This window comes from Streptomyces sp. NPDC030820 (assembly GCF_055572075.1).
Window position 1 is genome coordinate 39114 of sequence record NZ_JBVIEB010000005.1, and the last position, 23428, is coordinate 62541.

At 69.8% G+C, this 23428-nt stretch carries 20 protein-coding genes, 5 tRNA genes and 1 pseudogene; 10 read left to right on the forward strand and 16 right to left on the reverse strand.

All coding sequences use genetic code 11. The features are described 5' to 3' along the window. Positions 1 to 36: 36 nt before the first annotated feature. From ACZ418_RS15125 to ACZ418_RS15150, 6 genes are all read right to left on the reverse strand, one after another. A complete protein-coding gene (locus tag ACZ418_RS15125; RefSeq protein ID WP_468362416.1) occupies positions 37 to 1188 on the reverse strand; it encodes an alpha/beta hydrolase family protein in 1152 nt (383 codons plus the stop codon). A 144-nt stretch (positions 1189 to 1332) separates the two neighbouring features. Further along, positions 1333 to 2016: a LuxR C-terminal-related transcriptional regulator gene (locus tag ACZ418_RS15130; protein ID WP_468362418.1), complete on the reverse strand. Its 684-nt coding sequence runs from the start codon at positions 2014 to 2016 to the stop codon at positions 1333 to 1335. Continuing rightward, the gene (locus ACZ418_RS15135) at positions 2007 to 3611 is read right to left on the reverse strand and encodes a sensor histidine kinase (protein WP_468362420.1); all 1605 of its coding nucleotides are present in this window, start codon (positions 3609 to 3611) and stop codon (positions 2007 to 2009) included. Before ACZ418_RS15135 ends, ACZ418_RS15130 begins: the two co-directional genes overlap by 10 nt. A 366-nt stretch (positions 3612 to 3977) precedes the next feature. Continuing rightward, a complete protein-coding gene (locus tag ACZ418_RS15140; RefSeq protein ID WP_468363181.1) occupies positions 3978 to 4643 on the reverse strand; it encodes a nitroreductase in 666 nt (221 codons plus the stop codon). A 222-nt stretch (positions 4644 to 4865) separates the two neighbouring features. Beyond that, positions 4866 to 5594: an SDR family oxidoreductase gene (locus ACZ418_RS15145; RefSeq protein WP_468362422.1), complete on the reverse strand. Its 729-nt coding sequence runs from the start codon at positions 5592 to 5594 to the stop codon at positions 4866 to 4868. 99 nt (positions 5595 to 5693) lie between these two features. Continuing rightward, entirely contained in the window at positions 5694 to 6362 is a 669-nt protein-coding gene (locus ACZ418_RS15150) for a nitroreductase (protein ID WP_468363183.1), read from the reverse strand. A 147-nt stretch (positions 6363 to 6509) separates the two neighbouring features. On the opposite strand from ACZ418_RS15150, the gene ACZ418_RS15155 reads away from it, so the two are divergent. Further along, positions 6510 to 7160: an FMN-dependent NADH-azoreductase gene (locus ACZ418_RS15155; protein ID WP_468362424.1), complete on the forward strand. Its 651-nt coding sequence runs from the start codon at positions 6510 to 6512 to the stop codon at positions 7158 to 7160. Between the two features lie 273 nt (positions 7161 to 7433). Here ACZ418_RS15155 and ACZ418_RS15160 read toward each other — a convergent pair whose 3' ends face one another. From ACZ418_RS15160 to ACZ418_RS15195, 8 genes and pseudogenes are all read right to left on the reverse strand, one after another. Further along, on the reverse strand, positions 7434 to 7919 hold the full coding sequence (locus tag ACZ418_RS15160) for a MarR family winged helix-turn-helix transcriptional regulator (protein WP_468362426.1): 486 nt from the start codon (positions 7917 to 7919) through the stop codon (positions 7434 to 7436). 64 nt (positions 7920 to 7983) lie between these two features. Then, a pseudogene (locus ACZ418_RS15165) lies at positions 7984 to 8055 on the reverse strand (NUDIX domain-containing protein); the annotation flags it as partial. 76 nt (positions 8056 to 8131) lie between these two features. Beyond that, positions 8132 to 8204 (reverse strand) — tRNA-Lys (locus tag ACZ418_RS15170). Between the two features lie 99 nt (positions 8205 to 8303). Continuing rightward, positions 8304 to 9836: an amino acid permease gene (locus ACZ418_RS15175; protein ID WP_468362428.1), complete on the reverse strand. Its 1533-nt coding sequence runs from the start codon at positions 9834 to 9836 to the stop codon at positions 8304 to 8306. Between the two features lie 117 nt (positions 9837 to 9953). Then, on the reverse strand, positions 9954 to 10382 hold the full coding sequence (locus ACZ418_RS15180; protein WP_468362430.1) for a hypothetical protein: 429 nt from the start codon (positions 10380 to 10382) through the stop codon (positions 9954 to 9956). Positions 10383 to 10662: 280 nt separating this feature from the next. Then, a complete protein-coding gene (locus ACZ418_RS15185; protein ID WP_468362432.1) occupies positions 10663 to 12882 on the reverse strand; it encodes a DEAD/DEAH box helicase in 2220 nt (739 codons plus the stop codon). Positions 12883 to 13116: 234 nt separating this feature from the next. Continuing rightward, positions 13117 to 13641, reverse strand: a complete 525-nt coding sequence (locus ACZ418_RS15190) for a hypothetical protein (protein ID WP_468362434.1) — start codon at positions 13639 to 13641, stop codon at positions 13117 to 13119. Between the two features lie 107 nt (positions 13642 to 13748). Continuing rightward, complete coding sequence (locus ACZ418_RS15195) at positions 13749 to 14099, reverse strand: metallopeptidase family protein (protein WP_388622413.1); 351 nt, start codon at positions 14097 to 14099, stop codon at positions 13749 to 13751. Between the two features lie 82 nt (positions 14100 to 14181). Here ACZ418_RS15195 and ACZ418_RS15200 point away from each other — a divergent pair, with 82 nt between their 5' ends. The 4 genes from ACZ418_RS15200 (at position 14182) to ACZ418_RS15215 (ending at position 16130) form a co-directional block, all read left to right on the forward strand. After that, positions 14182 to 15768, forward strand: coding sequence for a metallophosphoesterase family protein (locus tag ACZ418_RS15200; protein WP_468362436.1), 1587 nt, complete (start codon positions 14182 to 14184; stop codon positions 15766 to 15768). An 80-nt stretch (positions 15769 to 15848) separates the two neighbouring features. After that, positions 15849 to 15921 (forward strand) — tRNA-Glu (locus ACZ418_RS15205). 36 nt (positions 15922 to 15957) lie between these two features. Further along, a tRNA-Asp gene (locus ACZ418_RS15210) sits at positions 15958 to 16032 on the forward strand. 24 nt (positions 16033 to 16056) lie between these two features. Beyond that, positions 16057 to 16130, forward strand: a tRNA-Phe gene (locus ACZ418_RS15215). 78 nt (positions 16131 to 16208) lie between these two features. Here the strand turns inward: ACZ418_RS15215 and ACZ418_RS15220 are convergent. After that, positions 16209 to 16964, reverse strand: coding sequence for a hypothetical protein (locus ACZ418_RS15220; RefSeq protein ID WP_468362438.1), 756 nt, complete (start codon positions 16962 to 16964; stop codon positions 16209 to 16211). Beyond that, positions 16961 to 17278: a PadR family transcriptional regulator gene (locus tag ACZ418_RS15225; protein ID WP_468362441.1), complete on the reverse strand. Its 318-nt coding sequence runs from the start codon at positions 17276 to 17278 to the stop codon at positions 16961 to 16963. The genes ACZ418_RS15220 and ACZ418_RS15225 overlap by 4 nt, the downstream gene beginning before the upstream one ends. Before the next feature lie 157 nt (positions 17279 to 17435). Between ACZ418_RS15225 and ACZ418_RS15230 the strand changes: the two genes are divergently transcribed. From ACZ418_RS15230 to ACZ418_RS15250, 5 genes are all read left to right on the forward strand, one after another. Beyond that, positions 17436 to 18290 (forward strand): DUF4389 domain-containing protein, encoded by an 855-nt coding sequence (locus tag ACZ418_RS15230; RefSeq protein WP_468362443.1) that lies wholly within the window; start codon positions 17436 to 17438, stop codon positions 18288 to 18290. A gap of 90 nt (positions 18291 to 18380) precedes the next feature. After that, complete coding sequence (locus ACZ418_RS15235; protein WP_468362445.1) at positions 18381 to 18578, forward strand: DivIVA domain-containing protein; 198 nt, start codon at positions 18381 to 18383, stop codon at positions 18576 to 18578. Beyond that, positions 18575 to 18898 (forward strand): hypothetical protein, encoded by a 324-nt coding sequence (locus ACZ418_RS15240; RefSeq protein ID WP_468362447.1) that lies wholly within the window; start codon positions 18575 to 18577, stop codon positions 18896 to 18898. Before ACZ418_RS15235 ends, ACZ418_RS15240 begins: the two co-directional genes overlap by 4 nt. Before the next feature lie 95 nt (positions 18899 to 18993). After that, positions 18994 to 22971: an ATP-dependent RNA helicase HrpA gene (gene hrpA / locus ACZ418_RS15245; RefSeq protein ID WP_468362449.1), complete on the forward strand. Its 3978-nt coding sequence runs from the start codon at positions 18994 to 18996 to the stop codon at positions 22969 to 22971. Positions 22972 to 23067: 96 nt separating this feature from the next. Next, a tRNA-Asp gene (locus ACZ418_RS15250) sits at positions 23068 to 23142 on the forward strand. The last annotated feature ends 286 nt before the right edge of the window (positions 23143 to 23428 follow it).

Here is a 23428-nt window from a genome sequence, read left to right on the forward strand (position 1 = left end):
AGGGCGGGCCGACCGGGAGTGACGCGGGCCGTCGCTTCACGGGATGAACGTCACCTCCGGAAAGGCCGGGCACGGGCCGTCGAGCAGGTGCGCCCGGTGGTGCCGAAGATGAAGGTCGAAGAACGCGAGCGGGTACGCCTGCTGGATCCGCACCGCCCGGGCGGGATCGAGGGTGCCGATCCAACTCTGAAGGTCCCCGGCGCTCATCCCGACGGCTTGTGCCAGCTGTGGGGTCAGGAACTGGACGTCGCAGTACGACGAATGAACCGCACCTTCGGCCTGGATGTTGAGCCGCCATCCCCGCAGGTGCGACCAGAACTCGGCGACGCTCGGCTGCGTGGCCCGGGGGAACTCGGCGGTCATCAGCATGAACGGCCGGTCCAGGTCGGTGGTGACCGTCGGCTGCATCGGCCCGTCGAAGCTCAGCCCGGCCCGGACGCGCCGGTCCTCGCTCATCACGAAGGCCGTCGCCGAAGCGCCCTTCGACCAGCCGAACATGCCGATGCGCCGCGGGTCGAGGGCGCCGAGCAGGCCGGCCGGCAGCGGCCGGTGCTCGGCGTCGGGGTTCCGCCCGGCCGCGAGGTCCTCGACGCGGTCGAGCACGAACCGGATGTCGGTGGCGAAGTCCCGCGGGGTGAGGGCGGGTCGGTCCAGCGGGACCGTGAGCCGGCCGTCGGGGAACTCGCTGAACGCGTCGTACGTGTGGTCCACCGTGACCACCACATACCCGTGGCTGGCAAGTTCCTGCACCACGATGGTGGTGTCCGCACGGTGATCGTGCGCGCCGTGCGAGAACACGACGACGGGCAGTCGTCGGCCCGTTCGCAGCACCGGTGCGCCCTCGTGGCCGGCCGTGAGCGGCGCCACCGCGACGTCGGCCGGAAAGCCCGCCGACGTGAGGAGCGCCCGCGCCACGGCGGGGGACGTCCAGCGGGCCAGTGGATACCGTTCGACGCCCCGGGCGGGGTACCAGACGGCGGCCATCAACTCGCGGTGACGCCCGGGGCCGGCCACGGGATCCGGACGTGAGGTGTCGACGAGCTGCAGGGTTACCGTGCCCACCGGGTACGGTCCGGTGGGCGCGGGCAGGGTGAGCTGCACCGGCTCCGGGGCGGGCGAGGCCGCCCTCGCGGGGTGGGCGGCGCCGATAGGCACTGCGACCCCGACGGCCAGTGCGGCCCCGAGCATGCGACGGCGTGTCATTCCTTCTCGGTTCATGAACGGCGTGGTTGTCACGGACCCTCCTGGGCTTCTGGGTTTCTGGGCAGCACTGGGCCACGCCCGTCGCTCGGGCCGCCGGCCCAGTCCGGCAGTGTCTCGGTCTCGATCAGCTCAGTGGCTCGGTGGAGTACGGCCTTCACGCGGCGCGGACATGAGGTAGGCGAGCACCGCCAGCACCCGGCGGTTGTCGTCGTCGGAGGGAGCGAGGTCCAGCTTGGTGAAGATGCTGGTGCTGTGCTTGGACACGGCCTTCTCGCTGATGAAGAGCCGGTTCGCGATGGCGCTGTTGGAGCGTCCCTCGGCCATGAGCTCAAGCACCTGGCGTTCCCGCTCGGTCAGTCTGGAGAGGGGCCCGCGTTCGGCGCGGCTGCGGCGGCCGAGCAGCTTGGTGACCACTTCGGGGTCCATGACCGTGCCGCCCGCGGCGACCGTACGGATCACGTCGACGAACTGGTCGTCGCTGAACACCCGGTCCTTGAGCAGATATCCGACCCCTCCGGCCTGGTCGGCGAGCAGCTCCTGGGCGTAGATCTGCTCGACGTACTGCGAGAGCAGCAGGATCGGCAGCCCGGGTATCCGTTCCCGGGCGGTCAGCGCCGCACGGAGCCCGTCGTCGGTGTGGGTGGGCGGCAGCCTGATGTCCACGATCGCGAGGTCCGGCCGGAACTCCAGCAGCGCGCCGAGCAGGCCCGGCGCGCTGTCGGTGGCCGCCACGATCTCGAACCCGCGTGCCTTGAGGAGCCGGACCAGCCCCTCCCGGAGCAGGAAGAGATCCTCCGCGACGACTACGCGCACGGCACCTCCATGACCACGATCGTCGGCCCCCCGGGCGGGCTGCTGACCGCCAGGATGCCGTCGAAGGCCGCGAGCCGTCGCTCCACCCCGGCCAGCCCGGTGCCCCGGGCGGGATCCGCGCCGCCCACCCCGTCGTCGACCACCTCGATGCGCAGCAGCCCGTCCGTCGGGGCCATGCGGATCTGCAGGCCGTGCGCCGAGGCGTGCCGGACGGCGTTGGTGACCACCTCGGCGACGGCGAAGTAGCAGGCCGACTCCAGCGGGGCGGCGAGCCGCTCGGGCAGATCGATCTCGGTCTCACACGGCAGGGGCAGGTCCAGTGCGAGCGCCCGGACCGCCTCCCCCAGGCCCCGGTCGGCCAGCATCGGCGGGTGCATCCCCCTGATCAGGCCACGCAGTTCCTCCAGTGCCGCCGCCGAGGCGACGCGGGCCTCCACGACGAGTGCCGCGGCCTCGTGCGGATCGCTGTGGATCATCTCCTCGGCGACCCTGAGGTTCATCCCGATGGTGACCAGCCGTCCCTGTGCGCCGTCGTGCAGGTCGCGTTCGATCCTGCGCAGTTCCGCGGCCGCGGAGCTGACCGCATCGGCCCGTGTCTCGGTCAGCTCCCGCACCCGCCGGGCCAGCGCCGGGTCAGGCCCCCTCCCGAGCAGCCGTCCGGCATCCGCCAGCACGGTCCTCGGCAGCAGCCAGAGCCCGAGGGCCAGCAGCACCGCCCCCTGGATGCCGCCGAGGACCGAGGCATGGTGAGCCACCATCTCAAAGTCGAAGGACGGCGCCGACACGCCTGGCGAGCCGAACTTCCGCACCTCCACCAGGTGTTGCCCGAACCCGCTCTGAGCGACGTCGTACGCCCCGATCCCCACCAGCCCCAGGACAGCCAGGTCCGCCGCCGCCCTCGGCCACCGCACCAGCCCGGCCACGACGGCCGCCAGCAGCACCAGCCCGACCAGGTAACCCAGCACTGCCGGCCCGATCCCGGTGCCCGGCGGCGCGGACTGCCATAGATCGAGGCCGAGCAGGTCGCCGGTCATCACCACGACGGGGGGCAGCAGCAGGGCCCAGCGCGCGGACCTGAGCGCATCGGCTCCGGCCAGGCGCTCGGGCCTGCCATGCGCCGGCCGGCGCAGAGCCGCACCGGCGAAGGCGGCGAGCACCGGGATGCTCACACAGCCCACCAGGACGTTCAGGGGTGTCAGGCCGTAGGAAGCAGAGGAACGCGTGACCGCATGAGTGAGCCAGTACGTCCATTCCAGCAGTTCGCCGGTCACCGCCGCGACCACGGGCAGTACCCACCGCCTGGGCCCGGGCGCCGAGGGGAGCAGCGCGGTGGCCAGCAGGCCGGCCAACAGCAGAGCCGACGCGAGCAGCCCGTCGGGTTGCAGATCCGGCACGGTGACGATGTAGCCGCCCGTTCCTTCGGTGTTGTGCAGGGCGAGCACCAGAGCGGGCACGCTGCCGTACGCGGCCGTACCCACCAACCCCGCCACGACCGGCCAGCCGATCCGCCCAGCCAGTCGCGCGGTACGCCCCGACCGGTCCCGCGCCTGCTCCGCCCTGAAGGCCAGAACAGCGCAGACCACGGTCAGCGCCACGAGCACACCCTCCGGCCACGGCGCCCCGTTCACCGGAAACGGCCACATATCCGCCCCCTCGCCTTTTCCTCCCGGCCACGCGCTGTGGCCTGGAGATCATGCTGCTGCGAGGGGTCCGGCAGGCGCCATGGGCCGAAACCTACTTCTGGGGTAGGCAAACACCTACCTCGCCTGCCGACCGTGCTTGTGGCGCACGAGCCCGAAACGACTCGTGCTCCGCCATCCGCTCACGCATCGCTCACGCAGAAGGGCCTGCTGACCAGTTGGACGCTCAGGGGTGTGAGCTCACGCTCAAGTCAGGAGCCCGACGTCGTCGCCGATCAGGATGGCGTCCCGGCCAGCCGTGATCGCCACGCAGTCGTGAATCTACCCCTCGACGAATGTGACGGTCTCGTCGAGCGGCGCCCGGCCCGTACGGGCGTAACCCACCGTTGCGTCCTCGAACCCGATCGACATGCCGCAGAAGAGGATGAGCTCGTCCGGTGGTGACAGGATCTCCGCGACCGTCTTGCGATACACAGACCACGCCATCTGCGGGCAACTGTGCAGCCCTTCGGCGCGGAGCAGCAGCATGACGGTCTGCAGATACATGCCGACGTCGGACCATTGAGGCCGGCCCATGTCGCGATCGATGTAGCAGAACAGTGCGGCGGGCGCACCGAAGCAGTCCCAGTTCGCGGCGGCGGCCCGCTGGCGCGCCTCCCAGTCCTCGCGCGCAATGCCGAGTGCGCTGTAGCGCTCATGGCCGAAGGCGGATCGGCGCTCATGGTACGGAGACTTCAGTGCGGGCGGGTACATCTCGTACTCCCGCTCGTCCCAGGGGTCGGCTGCCGCCACGCGCTCGCCGGCGCGCCTCTTGAGCTCGGCCAGCGGCCTACCTGTCACCACGTAGGCGCGCCACGGCTGGAGGTTCGATCCGGACGGCGCCCAGGCCGCGGCGGACAGCACCCGCTCCAGCACCTGCCTCGGGACGGGCCGGTCGGTGAACCCGCGCACCGCCCGCCGGCTCGTGACCGCCTCATAGACATCCAAGATCATCTGCCTCCCTCATCTGCTCCATCTGTCCGCTCAGCGACAATCCGGGACCGCTGGGGCACCGGCACCGGCACCGGCGCATCCAGCGCCATGCCGGCGGTCGACTGTCGCGACGCCCGCGGGCCCGTCCCACCCCGACAGCCGTGGCCCGTCTATCCCGGCGGGCGCAACGAAAGGACTGCCGGGCTGGGACAGGACGCGCAGGAGGCGGGGGGGATGTCAGGAGAGCCAGTCGGTGTAGCGGGTGGGGGCGAGGTGGGCGTCCTTGTCGGTGAGGACGTCGCCCTTGACGACGGCGAACATGCCGGCGGTGGGGTCGGTGACCACGGTGCGGTTGTCGCCCTTGTGGGACAGGGTGATCCGGCCCAGCTCGTCCAGGGTGAAGATCTCGGGGCCGGCGATGTTGCGGATGCCGTTCAGCGGGGCGCCGGCGGCGACCTCCGCGACCGCGGCGGCCACGTCTTTGGAGGCAATGGGCTGGATGGGCGTGGCGGGCAGCCGGACGGTGTCGGCGTCGGCGGTCCAGGACATGACCGCGTCCATGAACTCCATGAACTGCGTGGCTCGGACGATCGAGTAGGGGATCGGCCCGGCCGCGAGGAGCTCCTCCTGGAGCGCCTTGGCCCGGTAGTAGTCCAGCTCCGGCACTTGTTCCACGCCGACGATCGAGAGGATGACGAAGTGGCCGACGCCGCCCTTGTGCGCCGCCGCCAGGAGGTTGTCCATCGAGGTCTGGAAGAAGGCCAGGGAGGCTTCGTCGAAGGTCGGGGAGTTCGTCAGGTTGACGACGACGTCGGCTCCCGCCACCGCCTCGTCCAGTCCCTGGCCGCTGATGATGTCGACCCCGGTGGACTTCGAGTGCGGTACCGCCTCGTGTCCGGCGGCGTTCAGGTTCTTGACGACCTGCGACCCGATCAGTCCGGTACCGCCGATGACTGCGATCTTCATGGCATGCCTTTCATCTTGATTACGTGCGAAATATGACATATAGGCCGCTATGTGGATGCGGCACGAAACGGCTCGTTGATCGACCAAGGAGGGATGGCGTCAGAGACCGTCGACGAACGTGACCGTCTCGTCGAGCGGCGCCCGCCCTGTACGGGCGTCACCCGCCGTGACGTCTTCGAACCCGATCGACATGCCGCAGAAGAGGACGAGTCCGCCTGGGGGCGACAGGACCTCCGCGACGGACTTGTGGTACTTCACCCAGGCCATCTGCGTGCAGCTGTGCAGCCCCTCGGCACGGAGCAGCAGCATGACGGTCTGCAGATACGTGCCGACGTCTGCCCATTGGGGCGAACCCATGCCCTTGTCGATGTAGCAGAACAGGGCGGCGGGCGCGCCGAAGCAGTCCCAGTTCGCGGCAGCGGCCCGCTGGCGGGCCTCCAGGTCCTCACGCGCGATGCCGAGTGCGCCGTAGCGCTGCTCACTGAAGGCGGATCGGCGCTCGCGGTACGGAGACTTCGGTTCGGGCGGATACATCTCGTACTCCGGCGTGTCCCAGGGGTCGCCCGAGGCCAGACGCTCGCCGGCGCGCTTCTTGAGTTCGGCCAGCGGTGCGCCGGTCAGCACGTAGATGTGCCACGGCTGGAGGTTCGATCCGGACGGCGCCCGGGCCGCGGCGGACAGCACCCGCTCCAGCACCTGCCTCGGGACAGGTTGGCCGGTGAACCGACGCACCGCTCGTCGGCTCATGACCGCCTCGTAGACGTCCATGATCAGCCGCCCCCAGCTGCTCGCAGGCTTCACCTTCATCACACTCAATACGGTATCACTCGATACCATCTCGTGTGCAACTATCGTTGAGCATGAATCCCCAGCCCCTTGGTTCCCGCTTCGGGCGCCGTTCTTTGGAGAGAACCCATGGCCACGCTGCTACACATCGACTCGTCCGTGTTCCCGGGCGAGGCGTCCTCGTCCCGTTCGGTCACGGCCGCCTTCCGCAAGACCTGGGAGGAACAGCACCCGGAGGGCACGGTGATCTACCGCGACCTGGCCGCCGACCCTGTCCCGCACATCACCGCCGCCGCATGGTCCGCCGGTTACGCCGCCCCCGCCGAGCGCACCCCGGAGCAGTCCGCCGCGTTCGCCGCGCGCGTGAAGCTCATCGAGGAACTGGAGGAGGCGGACGCCGTCCTGATCGGCGCCCCCATGTACAACTTCTCGATCCCTTCCACCCTCAAGGCGTGGCTGGACAGCGTGCTCCTGCTCGGCCGCACCGCGGGCGAGACGCCCTCAGCCCAGGGCACCCCGGTGATCGTCGTCGCCAGCCGTGGCGGCTCCTACGCGCCGGGCACCCCGCGCGAGGGCTACGAGTTCGTACAGAACTATCTGGAGGCCGTCCTCAAGGGAACTCTCGGCCTGGACCTCGACTTCATCGTCCCGGAGCTCACCATGGCCCCCCGCAACCCGGCCATGTCAGAACTGGTCCCTCTCTACGAGGCGTCCCGCAACCGCGCCTTCGAGGACGCGACCGCCAGGGCCAAAGACCTCGCGGAGCGCCTCGCCGCGTAACCGCCTTGCCGTGGACGCCGCGTGACGCCCCATCCCAGGAGGTCACACGGCGTCCTCGGCGCGTGCACCCTCTCCGACGGTGCCCGTGGCGCCCAACCGCCGGCCACGTATGCGGCGCGTCACCCGCGCGGACGACTCGGCCCCATCGGCGACAACCCCGGCCAGCCGCCCGTCGCCAGGCCGACGCGCGCCAGCCCTCAAGGCCGGTTTCGCTGCGGAAGCCGCATTGAACCAAGCGCGCCGACGCGGCCGACAACCGGTGCGCCCGCGCGCTTACGCCTCGTCGTCTGCCGGATGGGCAAGCCGGGTCAGCAGATCCGTCAGCTTCTCGGGCTCACCGGGCCCCAATTCCGCAACCAGACGCTCAGCCAGAGGCTCCGCAGCGACGTGGACTGCATCGAAGAGCTCCAGCCCCTGAGGAGTGATCTCCACTGCGCGCACCCGCCGGTCCCCCGGAACGGCCTTGCGTACGGCCAGACCCTTCCGCTCCAGGTCGTCCACGACCCGCATGATTCCGGCCTTGTCCGACCCCGTCGCCGCCACCAAATCCCGCTGCACCGTGGGCCCGTGATTGACCAGCTCAATCAGTACCGCGAAATGCCGCAACTCGATGCCGAGCGGCCGAAGCGCCTCCCCCATCACCGCGGCCGCGCGCCAATGCGCCCGGCGCAGCAGCAGACCGAGAGCGAAAGGCGACGTATCCCCGGGGCGGTCGGTCGCATGCGAGGCGGTGGGGCGGTGAGGAACGTCAGCGGCCATGAGGCCAGACTACTTCATTCGATACGGTATCGCCTGAAACTAAATGTGCGTGACGGCGCCGTTGGCAGACCTGAGCGTGCTTGCGTGGTTCGCGGTTTTCGGGTTCGCCGGTCCATTCGTTGGCGGCGAAAACGAGTCAGCGCCCGAGCCGGCCGAAGCCGACCCGAGCGCTGCACAGCAGGTCAGAAGGGGTAACCCCTCCCCCGCATCTGTAGGCCCTGTGGGACTCGAACCCACAACCAATGGATTAAAAGTCCACTGCTCTGCCAATTGAGCTAAGGGCCCAGGCGATGTTGCCTGTCCGAGCATAGCCGGACGCGGCCGTGTCTCCGATCGGGTATCGGTGACACGGCCGCGTCGGGAGCGGAGCAAGGCTCCGGATGGTCACTTTTCGACCAGCTTCGCGGCCCGGGTCCGCTCCTCGCCGAGGAACCAGTGGCGGGCCGAGGCCAGCCACCAGGTCGCGGCGAAGCCGAGGACGACCAGGACGGCGACGGGCGCGTAGTTGAAGGTCTTCCAGGTGACCGGGGAGACCTGCGGGAGCATGAAGAGGATGGTGATCACGGCCACCCACAGCACCGAGACCACACCGATCACACCGGACCAGCGGCCCAGGTGCCAGGGCCCGCGTTCGAAGGCGGCGCCCCTGCGGACCCGCAGGAGCGTCGGGATGACGTACGCGATGTAGAGGCCGATGACGGCGATCGAGGTCACCGCCGCGTACGCCGTCGAGTTGATCAGGTAGGGCAGGCCGAGGGCGAGGGCGGCCAGCGCGGCCAGCCAGACCGCGGCCACGGGGGTGCGGGTGCGGGGGCTGACCGTGTGCCAGACGCGGGAGAGGGGCAGCGCGCCGTCGCGTGAAAAGGCGTAGATCATGCGGCTGTTGGCGGTCACCGAGGCCATGCCGCAGAAGAGCTGGGCGCCGATCACCACGAGCAGCAGCAGCTTCCCCGTCGTCGCTCCGAGCGCGTCCAGGAGGATCTGGGCCGGGGGTACGCCCGTCGGGGACGCCAGTTCCTTGTCGTACGACTGGATCGCGAACGTGAAGCCGAGCAGGAGCACGAAGCCGGCGATCCAGGACGTCCAGATCGAGCGGACGATGCCCTTCGGGCCCGCCGTGGACGCGTCGTGGGTCTCCTCGGTCATGTGGGCGGAGGCGTCGTAGCCGGTGAAGGTGTACTGGGCCATCAGGAGGCCGAGCAGGACGACGTAGGTACCGCTGCCCCAGCCCGTCTCGTTGACGAACTTCGTGAACACGAACGTCGCCGACTGGTGGTGGTCGGGGACGAAGGCGAGCGCGCCGACGATCACCGCGACGCCGAGCACGTGCCACCACACGCTCACGTCGTTCAGGAACGCGACGATCCGGACACCGAAGGTGTTCAGCAGGCCGTGCAGGACGAGGATCGCGGCGAAGAGGAGGACCGTACGGCCCGGGGTCACCCCGAAACCGAACTGGAGGTTCAGGTACGCGCCGAGGAACGAGGCCGCGCCGAAGTCGATGCCGGCGGTCACCGCGACCTGGCCCAGCACGTTGAACCAGCCGGTGAACCAGGCCCATGCCGCCGCCGAGCGGGGTGGTGCGAGGCGGTGCGCCCAGAAGTACAGGCCCGCCGAGGTGGGGTACGCCGAGCAGATCTCGGCCATCGACAGGCCGACGAACAGGGTCATCAGGCCCACCGCCACCCAGCCCCAGGTGATCACCGCGGGGCCGCCGGTGGTCATGCCGAAGAGGTAGAGGGTCAGGCAGCCGGACAGGACCGAGATGATCGTGAAGGAGACGGCGTAGTTCGAGAACGCCGACATCCGGCGGGCGAGGACCTGGGTGTAACCGAGCTGGGCCAGCCGTTCCTCGTCCGACAGGCCGGACGGGCCGGACGTTTCCTGCTGCCCGCTCACTCTCGCGTCATCTGTCATGCCCCCAGCAATTCCCTCACCGGGGGCGTGACATGCGTCACAACATGGCCAAATAAAGCCCCTGAAGGGCCACCTCTCAGAAGAGGCCCTTGTAGCCCTGCCAGCCGGTCGCGATCTTCACGCGCGCGGCGAACGACCCCCCGTAGACGCCGTAAAGGATCTGGCCCGCGGGAACGTGGAGGGTGTCGTGCCGTCGACCGCGTTCCACAGGTCGACCCGGCCGTCGTCGTAACGGTAGGAGAGCACGTCACTGCTCGTCCCCCTGGTGTAGACGCCGGCCGGTTCGGTCGTCGCGTCGAAGGAGCGGCCGTCCGAGTAGCGCGTCCACACCAGGCCCGGGTGACCCTCCAGGTAGTGGAAGACGCCCCGAGCGCCCGCGCCGATCGCGCTGTTCTGGACGTCGGCGTTGTAGAGCAACGCCGTTGTGTACGTGCTGCGGTACGTAGCCGGGACCACCGTCTCCTGCGGGGCGTTGGGCGTTGCGGAGGCCGCGGGGATCAGCGGCCCCAGCCCGGTTGCCAGTGCGGCGGAGGCGACGACGGCCACGGCCGCCCGTCTCGCGCGAGAGTGACGTACGAAGGCAGGGCGACGAGCCAAGGTGATCCTCCCCAGGAACACGGCAGGGGACGCGGACCACATCCGATGTCCCCGGCCCCCCGGGCCGTCGCATCCCCCTCAGAAGTCGCCTGATCCTAACGGGGGTTCACAGCGCGGAGGGGGTCGTTTTCGTGCTCCCGTTCGGAAAACGCCGCGCCCCCGCCCGAAATGCGGGCGGGGGCGCGGCGTTCACGTTTCACCGACCCCGGCGTGAGCCGGTCCGGCTGTCTCAGCCGTTGCGCTTCCAGCGCGGCTTGTCCTCGCGGCGGCCGAAGGAGGAGCCGTTGCCGCGGTGGTCGTCACGGCGGCCGTAGGGACGCTCGTGGCCGCCGGTGCGGAAGCCCGGGCGGTCGTCGCGGCGGTCGCGGTTGAACGGGCGGTCGCTGCCCCGGTGCCCACCGCGCTCGTCGCGGCGGAAGCCGCCACGGTCGTCACGGCGGTCGAAGGAACGGCCACCGCGGTCGTCACGACGCTCGAAACCACGGTCGGCGCGGTCGTCGCGACGGTCACGGTCGAACGGACGGCGGTCGTCGCGGCGCTCGGCGCGGTCGCGGTCGAAGCCACGGCCGCCCCGGTCGTCACGCCGCTCGAAGCCACGCTCGCCACGGTCCCGGTCGAAGGAACGGCCACCGCGGTCGTCACGACGGTCACGGTCGAACGGACGGCGCTCGTCACGGCGCTCGAAGCCACGGCCACCACGGTCGCCCCGCTCCTCACGGCGCTCGAAACCGCGGTCACCACGGTCGCGGTCGAACGGACGGCGCTCGTCACGGCGCTCGAAGCCACGGCCACCGCGCTCGCCCCGCTCCTCACGGCGCTCGAAGCCCCGCTCACCGCGGTCCCGGTCGAAGCCGCGCCGCTCCCGACGCTCGTACGGCGCCGAAGCCGCCGGACGCTCCTCGCGTTCCGTCTCCCGCTGCGCCGGCTCCTCGGCCACGGCCGCGAGCTCCTCCGCCGCCGTCGCCTGGGCCTCGGCCACCGCGGCCTCCGGGTCCTCGCCGCGCTCGCGGGCGACCCGGGCGACCAGCCGGTCGGCCTCCTCGCGCAGCTCGGTCGCACGGCGCTGGGCGCGCTCCAGCTGCTTGGTGAGCTGGGCGACCTCGCGCTCGGCCTGCTGGGCGGCGTTGGCGGCGGACTCGGCCTGGACCTCGGTCATGGAACGGGCGCCGGTGATCTCGGCGACCTCCGGGTCGAAGGCGGCACCGCCCTGGATGATGTGGCGGGCCGCGTCGACCCCGGCGTCCTCCATCAGACGGAAGATCTGGCGCCGCTGGTGCGGCAGGGAGAGGGAGACGACCGTGCCGGTGCGGCCCGCGCGGGCCGTACGGCCGGCGCGGTGCAGGTAGTCCTTGTGGTCACCGGCCGGGTCGACGTTCAGGACCAGGTCGATGCCGTCCACGTGGATGCCGCGGGCGGCGACGTCGGTGGCGACCAGGACGTTGACGTACCCGTCCTTGAAGTCGGCCAGGGTGCGGGTGCGGGCGCCCTGGGTCATGCCGCCGTGCAGCGCGTCGGCCTTCACGCCCGCCTCGCGCAGCTGCTCGGCGACGCGGTCGGCGCCCAGCTGGGTGCGGACGAAGATGATCGTGCGGCCCTTGCGGGAGGCGATCGCGGCCGTGACCGGCGCCTTGTCCTTGGGCTTCACGATGAGGATGTGGTGCGACATGGTCGTCACCGCGCCCTGGGCCGCGTCCACCTCGTGGGAGACGGGGCTGTTCAGGTAGCGGTCGACCAGGGTCTGGATCTCGTTCTCCATGGTGGCGGAGAAGAGCATGCGCTGGCCGCCGGCCGGGACCTGGTCGAGCAGCTCGGTGACCTCGGGCAGGAAGCCCAGGTCGGACATCTGGTCGGCCTCGTCCAGGACGGCGATCTGCACGTCCTGGAGCGAGCAGGCGCCGCGGTTGATGATGTCGCGCAGGCGGCCCGGGGTGGCGACCAGGATGTCGACGCCGCGCTCCAGGGCGTAGATCTGGTTGCCCATCGAGGTGCCGCCGCAGACGACCTTCATCTTCAGGCCGACGACGTCGCCGTACGGCTGGAGGGCGTCGGCGACCTGCATGGCCAGCTCGCGGGTCGGGGTGAGGATGACGGCGCGGGGCCGCTTCTTCTCGGTGCGGCCGCCGGCCAGCTGGGCCAGGGTCGGCAGACCGAAGGAGAGGGTCTTGCCGGAGCCGGTGCGGCCACGGCCGAGGATGTCCTTGCCGGCCAGGGCGTCCGGGATGGTCGCGGCCTGGATCGGGAAGGGGGTCGTCACGCCGTTCTGCGCGAGCTTGCGCACGACGCCCTCGGGCAGGCCGAGGTCGGCGAAGGTGATCTGGGGGGTGGTCTCAGCGGCCTCGGGGGCCTCGGTGATCTCGGCCGTCGCGTCGGTGAGCTCCTTGTCGAGCTCATCGAGCTCGTTGAGCTCGTTCTCGGACACGACGAACTGATCAGTACTGGACACGGACATGCGAATGCGAAACCTTCCGGAGTCTCGTCGGCACGCGCCCGTCAACTCCGTGATTCGCTCACGACCGCCTCGATGCGGTCCGCCACGGCAAAGGAGAGTACGCGCCACACGGCGCGCTCTGTGGTGGCGCCGGGCAAATGGGATCAAACGATCTACCACCATACGCACCCACCACCCCTGAACGCAAACCGGCTCCATATCCGCAGGTGAGCCGCGCCTCCGGCACCCCGGAGATCACGCCGCGCTGTCCGCCCCGGGCTCCGGAGCGGGTTCGCGCTCGACGAGCTGTGTCCCCGGCCCCTCGTGGGCCGAGGAGGACGGCTCGGCCGACGGGGGCTCGGAGGTCGCCGGCGGCGGGGTGGAGGCGGGCGGTTCGGGCGGGGCGGAGGTGACCGGCGGCGTCGGCGGGGCCTGGGTCGGCGCCGGGCCCCCGGGGCCGGCGGGCTTGCCGGGCTTCGCCGGGACCGCGGGCGTGCTGCCCTCGCCGGGCGAGCCGGTGGCCGACGGAGAGGCCGACTCCTCTCCCGGTTTCTTCTTGCCGCCGGGCTCGTGCTTGCCGTCACCCCTCGCGCCGTCGTGCCCGCCGGGGCCGCCGGCGCCGTCCACCGGGCCGCCGTCGGGCGGCGCGCCGCCGTGCTGCCCCGCCGAGTGCGAGGGCCTGGCCCGGCCCGCGTCGTCGCCCACGTTCACACAGCCGGCGGCAGCGGCGAGGGTCAGTATCGTGACGGTGAGCCGGACGGGTACGGACAAGGGGCGCACGGCGGCCACCTCCGGAGGCAAGGAAAGAAGTCAACCTCCCCAACTCCCGCCGCCCACAAGAGGACACGCGCCGCGTTCGCAACGGCGCTCCCTATGGCCGAGGGCGCTCACCCATATCCAAGGGTGTGCAGCCGGGCGTCGTCGATGCCGAAGTGGTGGGCAATTTCGTGCACCACCGTCACCTCGGTCTCCACGACGACGTCCTCGCGCGACTCGCACATCCGCAGTGTCGGCCCGCGGTAGATGGTGATCCGGTCGGGCAGCACCCCTGCGTACCACTCACCCCGGTCGGTCAGCGGCGTGCCCTCGTACAGTCCGAGCAGCCCGGGGTCGTCGGCGGGCGGTTCGTCCTCCACGAACACCGCCACGTTGTCCATGAGCCGCATCAGCTCTGGCGGGATCCGGTCGAGCGCCTCGGCGACCAGCTCCTCGAACTCCTCGCGTGTCATCTCCAGCACAGGGTCATTGTCCGGCACGAGGGCCCGTACGAGAGCGGTGCGCCACCGCATATCCGCCCGGGTACATGGGCATACGGCACCAATGGTCCGCGTATCCGTCGCAGCCCTCCGCACGATGACGAACCGCATGCGCAGTACGACGAACCATCTGCGCCCCCGCCGCCACGGCACCCGCCAGCTCCCCGCGCTGGAACTCGCCGCCCGCCCCCGCCCCTGGCTCCGGGCCCTCGGCCTGACGGCCGTCGTCCTGGTCGGCGCCTGGCTGGGCCTGCTGATCGTCGGAAACGTACGGGCCCCGGTCGGCCCGATGAACACGACGATGGCGCTGCGCCCGTCGCTCACCGGCGGTACGAAGATCAACGTCTCGCCGCTGGGCGCGCTGACCCTGGACAGCCATGTGGCCCCCCTCCGCCTGGACGTCAACGTGGACCAGCTGGACCCGCTCCGCTCGCAGGCCCTGGTCGACCATCCCGAACGGATCTCCGGCCTCCAGGACGAGGTCGCCAGGGACGTCGAGCACGACACGCTGGACCTGGCCCTGCGCTCCTGTGTCGCCGTGGTCGCCGGCGCCTCGGCCCTCGGGCTCGCCGTCTACCGCAGCCCCCGCCGCGCCCTGGCCGCGGGCGGCCTCGCCCTGGCCCTGCTGGCCGCGTCCGGTGCGAGCGCGTACGCCACCTGGAACCCGAAGTCGGTCCTGGAACCGAAGTTCTCCGGGCTGCTCACCTCGGCGCCGGCGGTGGTCGGCAACGCGCGCAGCATCGTCACCGAGTTCGACGTCTACCAGAAGGAGCTGGCCCGCCTGGTGACGAATGTGACGAAGCTCTACGACGTCACCTCCACGCTCCCGGCCTACCAGCCGGATCCCTCCACCATCCGGGTCCTGCATGTGTCGGACATCCACCTCAACCCGGCGAGCTGGAAGATCATCGCCTCGCTGGTGGAGCAGTACAAGGTGAACGTGATCGTCGACTCCGGCGACACGATGGACCACGGTACGGCGGCGGAGAACGGCTTCCTGGACCCGATCCGGGACCTGGGCGCGCCGTACGTCTGGGTGCGGGGCAACCACGACTCCCGGATCACCCAGCGCTATCTGGAGCGGATGAAGAACGTGCACGTGCTGGACGGCGGCCGGGCGCAGACGGTCGCGGGCCTGCGTTTCGCGGGCATGGGCGACCCACAGTTCACCCCCGACCGCTCGGTGGTGCCCGGCGGCAACGCGGCCGAGCAACTGGCCGGCGACCGGCTGGCCAGCGCCCTGCGCGACCAGCGGGCGGCCGGCACCCCGGTCGATGTCGCGATCGCCCATGAGCCGTCGGCGGCCCGCGAGACGGACGGCCAGGTGCCGCTGGTGCTGTGCGGCCATCTGCACCACGAGGGGGACGAGATGCTGCCCTACGGCACCCGGCTGCGCCTGGAGGGTTCCACGGGCGGAAGCGGACTGCGGGCGGTGGAGCGCAAGTACCCCGCGCCGATCGAGGCCTCAATCCTCTATTTCGACCGCGACAGCCACCGTCTCCAGGCCTGGGACGCGATCAAACTGGGCGGGCTGGGCGAGACGACGGCCGAGGTCAGCCGCCATCTGGCGGACGAGAACCGACCGGGGACCACACCTTCCCCGGGCACCCCGTCCCCCTCCTCTCCCACCTCGTCGGCCCCCTCGCCGTAAACCGTTTTGGCGATACTCCCCGCCATCCCATATGCTTCTCACGTCCCCGACGCGCTGAGAAGCGCCCAGGCGGGCCGATAGCCCTCATCGTCTAGCGGCCTAGGACGCCGCCCTTTCAAGGCGGTAGCACGGGTTCGAATCCCGTTGGGGGCACGCAATACCGTGTGCGACACTGTTGCACGCAAGCTTGGTCCTGTGGAGCAGTTTGGAGTGCTCGCCACCCTGTCAAGGTGGAGGCCGCGGGTTCAAATCCCGTCAGGACCGCTGGTGTTTCACGTGAAACACCGTGGCTGGGTAGCTCAGTTGGTACGAGCGTCCGCCTGAAAAGCGGAAGGTCGCCGGTTCGACCCCGGCCCCAGCCACAACCGCCCTACCAGGGTCAACGCCCCCTCCGGGATCTCTCGGAGGGGGCGTTGTCGTGCCGGTCACGCCAACGAGCCTCAGCTTGGACTGCGGCTGCTGGAATCGCCGCGGGTCGCGGCAAGCTCGATGCCCCGAATCTTCCGCAACCAGCCGACGAACAGTCGCAGGGCCACACCGCAACCGGCACACCAGCCCCAGCCTTCGGTGACAAGGGCATGGAATCCGTCCTGGTACTCGACGTACACCACCTGAGCACCGACGGTAAGCGCGATGACCCCGCGCGTACGCGACTCGGCCGACAGGAGCCAGTCGACGGGCATCCACAGGGGAGCGGCAAGATCACGCAGCCGCATGCGGAGCGCCGCCCAGAGGAAGCCGATGGCATAGTGCATCCTGCGGCTTGACGAAAGAACGATGCCGTTCTCGGGATCGCCAGTAAGGACCGCCGTCCACTCGTCCCGCAGGTATGCCCTGCGGTGGCCGGCAACTGAGGAAGCCAGGTCGAGGGTCCCACCAACAGCGCTGCCGATCGGGCGAGCGGTTCCCCTTGGCGCCTCAGGCTCTTCCCGCACGCCCTGACGATCGCGGATGGCGGTGAGCAGCAGCCCTGTGGCAGCGAGGAGGACACTGGCGGCGCTCGCAGCACCGAACAGCCATCCGGTAGTGAGCATGGAATGCGCCAGCGCCGACTCAGAGCGGCCGAGCGTCCCTACGCTGTAGCCCACAGCCAGGAAGATCAAGGCCGCTACGCCGAGCAGGATCGGTGCCAGCACTGCCACAACAGCCACTACGCCGGCGTCTTGGGGTTCAGGGCGCTGCTCATCCGTGCTCACGCCGTGCCCCCTTCGGCCGGTGCGTGCAGCCCGAAGAATCGAGGCTTCCGCTGCCTGGCCTGATGGGCTGCCTGCTGACCGACAGCGGTGAGTTCGTAGTAGTACCGCTTGGGCCGTCCTGGGTGCTCACCCTTCTCCTCGTACCGGGTGACCCAGCCCGCATCAACCAGACGCTCCAGGATGGGATACACGGTCCCGGACCCCAGATCGGCTTCTTCGCAGATCTTCAATCCCCACGCGGGATCGTCGACCGTGGACGCCAGCAACACTTTGATCACCTCAAGTGTTGGGCGGGTAAGACGAATTGATGCCATGTCACGAGTCAAGCACCGCATCAACCATATGTCGAGTACGACATTCGGGTGCCAAGCCGGTCACCCGGTTGGCCCTCACCGCGCGTGCACCGGGCCGACCGGCGTGATCCTGAAGCTCTGAGCCGAGCGACAGTCGCGGACCTGACAGGAGCTGGCTATGGCAGACCATACGTGGGCGCCGCGCCCCGCTCCCCTGGAGATACTCCCGGAGCTGGACCTCCCAGAGCCCGGCCGGCAGCGCCGCTGGACCGTGCTGCTGCGCTGGCTCCTGCTGATCCCCCAATACATCGCCCTGTTCTTCCTGTGGATCGCCGCGTTCGTCGTCATGGTCATCGGCTGGTTCGCCGCCCTGATCACCGGACGGCTGCCCGAACCGATCGCCGAGTTCCTGACCGGCTACCTCGTCTACTCGACCCGCGTCACCGCCTACGCGATGCTGTTGGTCGACACCTACCCGCCGTTCGCCTTCCTGGCGCCCGACCACCCCGTCCAGGTCGAGGTCCATCCCGGGAAGCTCAACCGCCTCGCCGTCCTGTTCCGCATCGTTCTGCTCATCCCCGCCACCGTCGTGGTGGAAATACTCTTCTTCGGCTGGTACGTGCTCTGCCCCATCTTCTGGCTCGTGGTGCTGATCCGCGGCCGGATGCCGCGCCCGCTGTTCGAGGCGACCGCCGCCACCGCCCGTTACGACGTGCGTCTGTACGCCTACCTGATGATGCTCACCGCGGCCTACCCCAAGCGGCTGTTCGGCGACGCGCCCGCCCCTGGCGAGCAACCCCGCTCAGCCACCCGCCCGCTGCTGCTCAGCGACGCGGGCAAAGCCCTGGTCATCGTGTTCCTCGTCCTCGGTGTCGCATTCTTGATCTTCGAAGAATTCGTCAGCGCCACCTACAACGACAGCACCACGTCACAGCCTTCAGCCGTCTCCCAGGCCAGCAGCGCACCACCACCGCTGTCGGCCGTCCCCGGCAACCTCTATGATCAGGCCGCGCCCCGCCAGAACACGGCCTGAAAAGCGGAAGGTCGCCGGTTCGACCCCGGCCCCGGCCGCAGCCAGAAGGCCTCGTTCGGCGAACGGGGCCTTCGTCGCAGGGGGACATTCATGGCAGGCGATTTCCGGGGCTTCGACATCGCTCGGCGTGGTTACGACCGTGCCCAGGTGGACGCCTATCTGACCCGGCTGGCCGAAGGCACGGCACCCGGGGCACCGCCACTCTTCGACATCGTCCGGCGTGGGTATGACCGGGCTCAGGTGGACGCACGGGTCGCACAGCTGCTGAATGGGGGAACGGGGAGATGAGCCAGGACCAGGCCGCCGCAGTGACGAGGGACACCCAGCTGGAGAAGGTCCGGGCGCGGTACGGGCTGCTCGCGGTCGTCGTCAGCAATCTCGCGATCGTCGCAGTCGCGATCGTCGGGGTGTGGCGGCTCGACGGGGACAAGTCCGTGATCGTCGGCATCCTGACCGCCGCGTTCACCGCCGTGAGCAGCATGACGACCGCCTACCTGGGCATCAAGGCCGTCTCCAACACGGCGAAGTCGATCGCACTGGGCCAGCAGAGCGGTGCGCAGGCCTCCATGCAGCCGGTCACCACGCCTCCGGCCCAGCGCACGCCCTAGGGAAAGCGTCGGTTTCTCGCCGTGGGGGCGCTCCCCCGTGCCCCACGTCAAATCGTTCGCGTGTTTTTCGGGCGGGATGAGATCCTGGACCGCGTATGTCTACGCATCCCGCCCCCGCTCTCGGCACCCTCGCCCCCCGTCTGACCGAGCTTTCGCTGCGCGACGCGCACCGGCTCGGCCGGCGGCTCGAGGGCGCGCGCAAGATCCGTAAGCCGGAGGCCCGCGCCGCTGTCCTCGCCGAGATCGAGGCGGAGGTCGGCAAGGCCGAGGCCCGCATGGCCGAGCGGCGCTCCCGCGTGCCCGCCATCGGCTATCCCGAGCAGCTGCCGGTCAGCCAGAAGAAGGACGAGATCGCGGCGGCCATCCGCGATCACCAGGTCGTCATCGTGGCCGGTGAGACCGGTTCCGGAAAGACCACGCAGATCCCGAAGATCTGTCTGGAGCTGGGGCGCGGGGTGCGCGGCATGATCGGGCACACCCAGCCGCGGCGTATCGCCGCCCGTACCGTCGCCGAGCGCGTGGCGGAGGAGCTGAGGACGCCCCTCGGCGAGTCCGTCGGCTGGAAGGTGCGTTTCACCGACCAGGTGAACCCGGAGGCCACCTTCATCAAACTGATGACGGACGGCATCCTGCTCGCCGAGATCCAGACCGACCGCGAGCTGCGCGCCTACGACACGATCATCATCGACGAGGCCCACGAGCGGTCCCTCAACATCGACTTCCTGCTCGGCTACCTGGCCCAGCTGCTGCCCAAGCGGCCGGATCTCAAGGTCGTCATCACGTCGGCGACCATCGACCCCGAGCGCTTCTCCCGGCACTTCGACGACGCCCCGATCGTCGAGGTCAGCGGCCGTACGTACCCCGTGGAGGTGCGCTACCGGCCGCTCCTGGAGGAGGACTCGGACGACGCCGACCGGGACCAGATCACCGCGATCTGTGATGCGGTCGAGGAACTCCAGGCCGAAGGCCAGGGCGACATCCTCGTCTTCCTCTCCGGTGAGCGGGAGATCCGGGACACGGCGGACGCCCTGGAGAAGAAGTACCCCCGCGCCGGAGGCGCTGATTGGCGGGGCACGGAGATCCTGCCCCTCTACGCCCGGCTCTCGCATGCCGAGCAGCACCGGGTCTTCCAGCCGCACACCGGGCGCAGGATCGTTCTGGCGACCAACGTCGCCGAGACCTCGCTGACCGTCCCGGGCATCAAGTACGTCATCGACCCCGGCTTCGCCCGGATCAGCCGCTACAGCCACCGCACCAAGGTCCAGCGGCTGCCCATCGAGCCGATCTCCCAGGCCAGCGCCAACCAGCGCAAGGGCCGCTGCGGCCGGACGAGCGACGGCATCTGCATCCGGCTGTACTCCGAGGAGGACTTCCTCGCCCGCCCGGAGTTCACGGACGCGGAGATCCTGCGGACGAACCTGGCCTCCGTCATCCTCCAGATGACCGCGGCCGGCCTCGGCGACATCGCGAAGTTCCCCTTCATCGACCCGCCGGACCACCGCAACATCCGCGACGGCGTGCAGCTGCTCCAGGAGCTGGGCGCGCTCGACCCCGACCAGAAGGACCCGCGCAAGCGGCTGACGGACACCGGCCGCAAGCTGGCCCAGCTGCCGGTCGACCCGCGGCTGGCCCGCATGGTCCTGGAGGCCGACAAGAACGGCTGCGTCCGCGAGGTCATGGTCATCGCCGCCGCGCTGTCCATCCAGGACCCGCGCGAACGCCCCGCCGACAAGCAGGCCCAGGCCGACCAGCAGCACGCCCGCTTCAAGGACGAGACCAGCGACTTCCTCGCCTACCTCAACCTGTGGCGGTACGTCCGCGAGCAGCAGAAGGAGCGGGGGTCGTCGTCCTTCCGGCGGATGTGCAAGCAGGAGTACCTGAACTTCCTGCGCATCCGCGAATGGCAGGACATCTACACCCAGCTGCGGACGGTCGCCAAGCAGATGGGCATGCACCTAGAGGAGCCTGCGGCGGGTACCGACGCCGCCGGCGACCGCATCCACGTCTCGCTCCTCGCCGGCCTCCTCTCCCACATCGGCATGAAGGATGTGAAGGACGGCAACAAGAACGAGTACCTGGGCGCCCGCAACGCCAAGTTCGCGATCTTCCCGGGTTCGGCGCTGTTCAAGAAGCAGCCGAAGTTCGTGATGTCGGCCGAGCTGGTGGAGACGAGCCGGCTCTGGGCGCGGGTCAACGCCAAGATCGAGCCCGAGTGGGTCGAGCCGCTCGCCGGACACCTTCTGAAGCGGACGTACAGCGAGCCGCACTGGGAGAAGGACCAGGCGGCCGTGATGGCGTACGAGAAGGTCACGCTGTACGGCGTCCCGATCGTCGCCCAGCGCAAGGTGAACTACGGCCGCATCGACCCGGAGACGAGTCGCGAGCTGTTCATCCGCAACGCCCTGGTGGAGGGCGACTGGCGCACGCACCACAAGTTCTTCGCCGACAACCGCAAACTCCTCAGCGAGGTCGAGGAGCTGGAGCACCGGGCGCGGCGCCGGGACATCGTGGTCGACGACGAGACGCTCTTCGACTTCTACGACCAGCGGGTGCCCGAACACGTGGTGTCCGGCGCGCACTTCGACTCCTGGTGGAAGCGGAAGCGGCACGAGCAGCCCGACTTCCTGGACTTCGAGCGGGAGATGCTCATCAGGGAGTCGGCGGAGGCGGTCACCAAGGCCGATTATCCGGACTCCTGGCGGCAGGGGCAGCTGAAGTTCCGGGTGACGTACCAGTTCGAGCCGGGCGCGGACGCGGACGGTGTGACGGTGCACATCCCGCTCCAGGTCCTCAACCAGGTCACGGACGAGGGCTTCGACTGGCAGATCCCGGGCCTGCGCGAGGAGGTCGTGACGGAGCTGATCCGCTCGCTCCCGAAGCCGATCCGCCGTCACTACGTACCGGCGCCGAACTACGCGAAGGCCTTCCTGGAGAAGGCGGTGCCCCTGCAGGAGCCGCTGACGGTGACGATGGCCCGCGAGCTGAAGCGGATGGTCGGCGTCCCGTTCGAGGCGGACGACTTCGACTGGTCCAAGGTCCCCGACCACCTCAAGATCACCTTCCGGATCGTCGACGAGCGGCGCCGGAAGCTGGCCGAGGACAAGGACCTGGAGGCGCTGAAGCTCCAGCTGAAGCCGAAGGCGAGGAAGGCCCTGTCCCAGGCGGCGGCAGCGACCGCGTCCCGGGAGGGCGGCGAGTCGCTGGAGCGCAAGGGGCTGACCGACTGGACGATCGGCGCGCTCACCCGCGTGTTCGAAACGCGCCGGGCCGGCCACCCGGTGAAGGCGTACCCGGCGCTGGTGGACGACGGCGACACGGTCTCGGTGCGGCTCTTCGACACGGAGGCCGAGCAGACCGAGGCCATGTGGAAGGGCACCCGGCGGCTGATCCTGCGCAACATCCCGGTGAACCCGGCGAAGTTCGCGTCCGAGAAGCTGACGAACGCCCAGAAGCTGGCGCTCTCCGCGAATCCGCACGGCTCCGTCCAGGCGCTGTTCGACGACTGCGCGATGGCGGCGGCCGACAAGCTGATCGCGGACTTCGGGGGGCCGGTCTGGGACGAGGAGTCGTACCGGAAGCTGTACGACAAGGTGCGCGCGGAGATCGTCGACACGACGGTCCGTACGGTCGCCCAGGTGCAGCAGGTCCTCGCCGCCTGGCAGGCCTGTGAGCGCCGCCTGAAGGCCGTGAGCAGCCCGGCGCTGCTGGCGAACCTGACGGACGTACGCAAGCAGCTGGACGCCCTCGTGAAGCCGGGATTCGTCACCTGGGCGGGCATACGGCGGCTCCCCGACCTGATGCGCTACCTGGTGGCCGCGGACCGGCGCCTGCAGCAGATGCCGACGAACGTCCAGCGGGACACCACGCGCATGGAGAAGGTCCACGAGATGCAGGACGAGTACGCCTGGCTCCTGGAACAGCTCCCGAAGGGCCGGCCGGTCCCCTCCTCGGTCCTGGACATCCGCTGGATGATCGAGGAGCTGAGGGTCAGCTACTTCGCCCACGCCCTCGGCACGGCGTACCCCGTCTCCGACAAGCGGATCGTGAAGGCGATCGACGCGGCCGTACCGTAATCGCTCGTGTACAGGGGGTGAGTTCGACCAGGCGGCCCCACCTCCTGTACAGTCTCTTCTCGCAGCGCAGTGCACAAACCAAGCGCCGCGAAACCTGGTCCTGTGGAGCAGTTTGGAGTGCTCGCCACCCTGTCAAGGTGGAGGCCGCGGGTTCAAATCCCGTCAGGACCGCATCGAAGAAGGGCCCGCATCCACCAAGGAAGCGGGCCCTTCGACTTGCCATCGAGGCCGCGCCCGCGGCGAAGCCGCATCAGACAGCGCACATCACGTCAGGACCGCACCACCCAAGGCCCCACACCCACCACAAACCCGGGCCCACCCCCCTGCCATCGAGGCCGCACCCGCGGCGAAGCCGCATCAGACAGCGCAAATCCCGTCAGGACCGCACCACCCAAGGCCCCACACCCACCACAAACCCGGGCCCACCCCCCGCCATCGGGGCCGCACCCGCGGCGAA

Excerpts from the sequence above, each read along its gene's own strand:
- ACZ418_RS15125 (WP_468362416.1), bottom strand. The coding sequence starts at position 1,188 with ATGCTCGGGGCCGCACTGGCCGTCGGGGTCGCAGTGCCTATCGGCGCC.
- ACZ418_RS15145 (WP_468362422.1), bottom strand. The coding sequence starts at position 5,594 with ATGAAGATCGCAGTCATCGGCGGTACCGGACTGATCGGGTCGCAGGTC.
- ACZ418_RS15150 (WP_468363183.1), bottom strand. The coding sequence starts at position 6,362 with ATGGACGTCTACGAGGCGGTCATGAGCCGACGAGCGGTGCGTCGGTTC.
- ACZ418_RS15155 (WP_468362424.1), top strand. The coding sequence starts at position 6,510 with ATGGCCACGCTGCTACACATCGACTCGTCCGTGTTCCCGGGCGAGGCG.
- ACZ418_RS15160 (WP_468362426.1), bottom strand. The coding sequence starts at position 7,919 with ATGGCCGCTGACGTTCCTCACCGCCCCACCGCCTCGCATGCGACCGAC.
- ACZ418_RS15175 (WP_468362428.1), bottom strand. The coding sequence starts at position 9,836 with ATGACAGATGACGCGAGAGTGAGCGGGCAGCAGGAAACGTCCGGCCCG.
- ACZ418_RS15185 (WP_468362432.1), bottom strand. The coding sequence starts at position 12,882 with ATGTCCGTGTCCAGTACTGATCAGTTCGTCGTGTCCGAGAACGAGCTC.
- ACZ418_RS15200 (WP_468362436.1), top strand. The coding sequence starts at position 14,182 with ATGGTCCGCGTATCCGTCGCAGCCCTCCGCACGATGACGAACCGCATG.
- ACZ418_RS15225 (WP_468362441.1), bottom strand. The coding sequence starts at position 17,278 with ATGGCATCAATTCGTCTTACCCGCCCAACACTTGAGGTGATCAAAGTG.
- ACZ418_RS15230 (WP_468362443.1), top strand. The coding sequence starts at position 17,436 with ATGGCAGACCATACGTGGGCGCCGCGCCCCGCTCCCCTGGAGATACTC.
- ACZ418_RS15235 (WP_468362445.1), top strand. The coding sequence starts at position 18,381 with ATGGCAGGCGATTTCCGGGGCTTCGACATCGCTCGGCGTGGTTACGAC.
- ACZ418_RS15240 (WP_468362447.1), top strand. The coding sequence starts at position 18,575 with ATGAGCCAGGACCAGGCCGCCGCAGTGACGAGGGACACCCAGCTGGAG.
- hrpA (WP_468362449.1), top strand. The coding sequence starts at position 18,994 with ATGTCTACGCATCCCGCCCCCGCTCTCGGCACCCTCGCCCCCCGTCTG.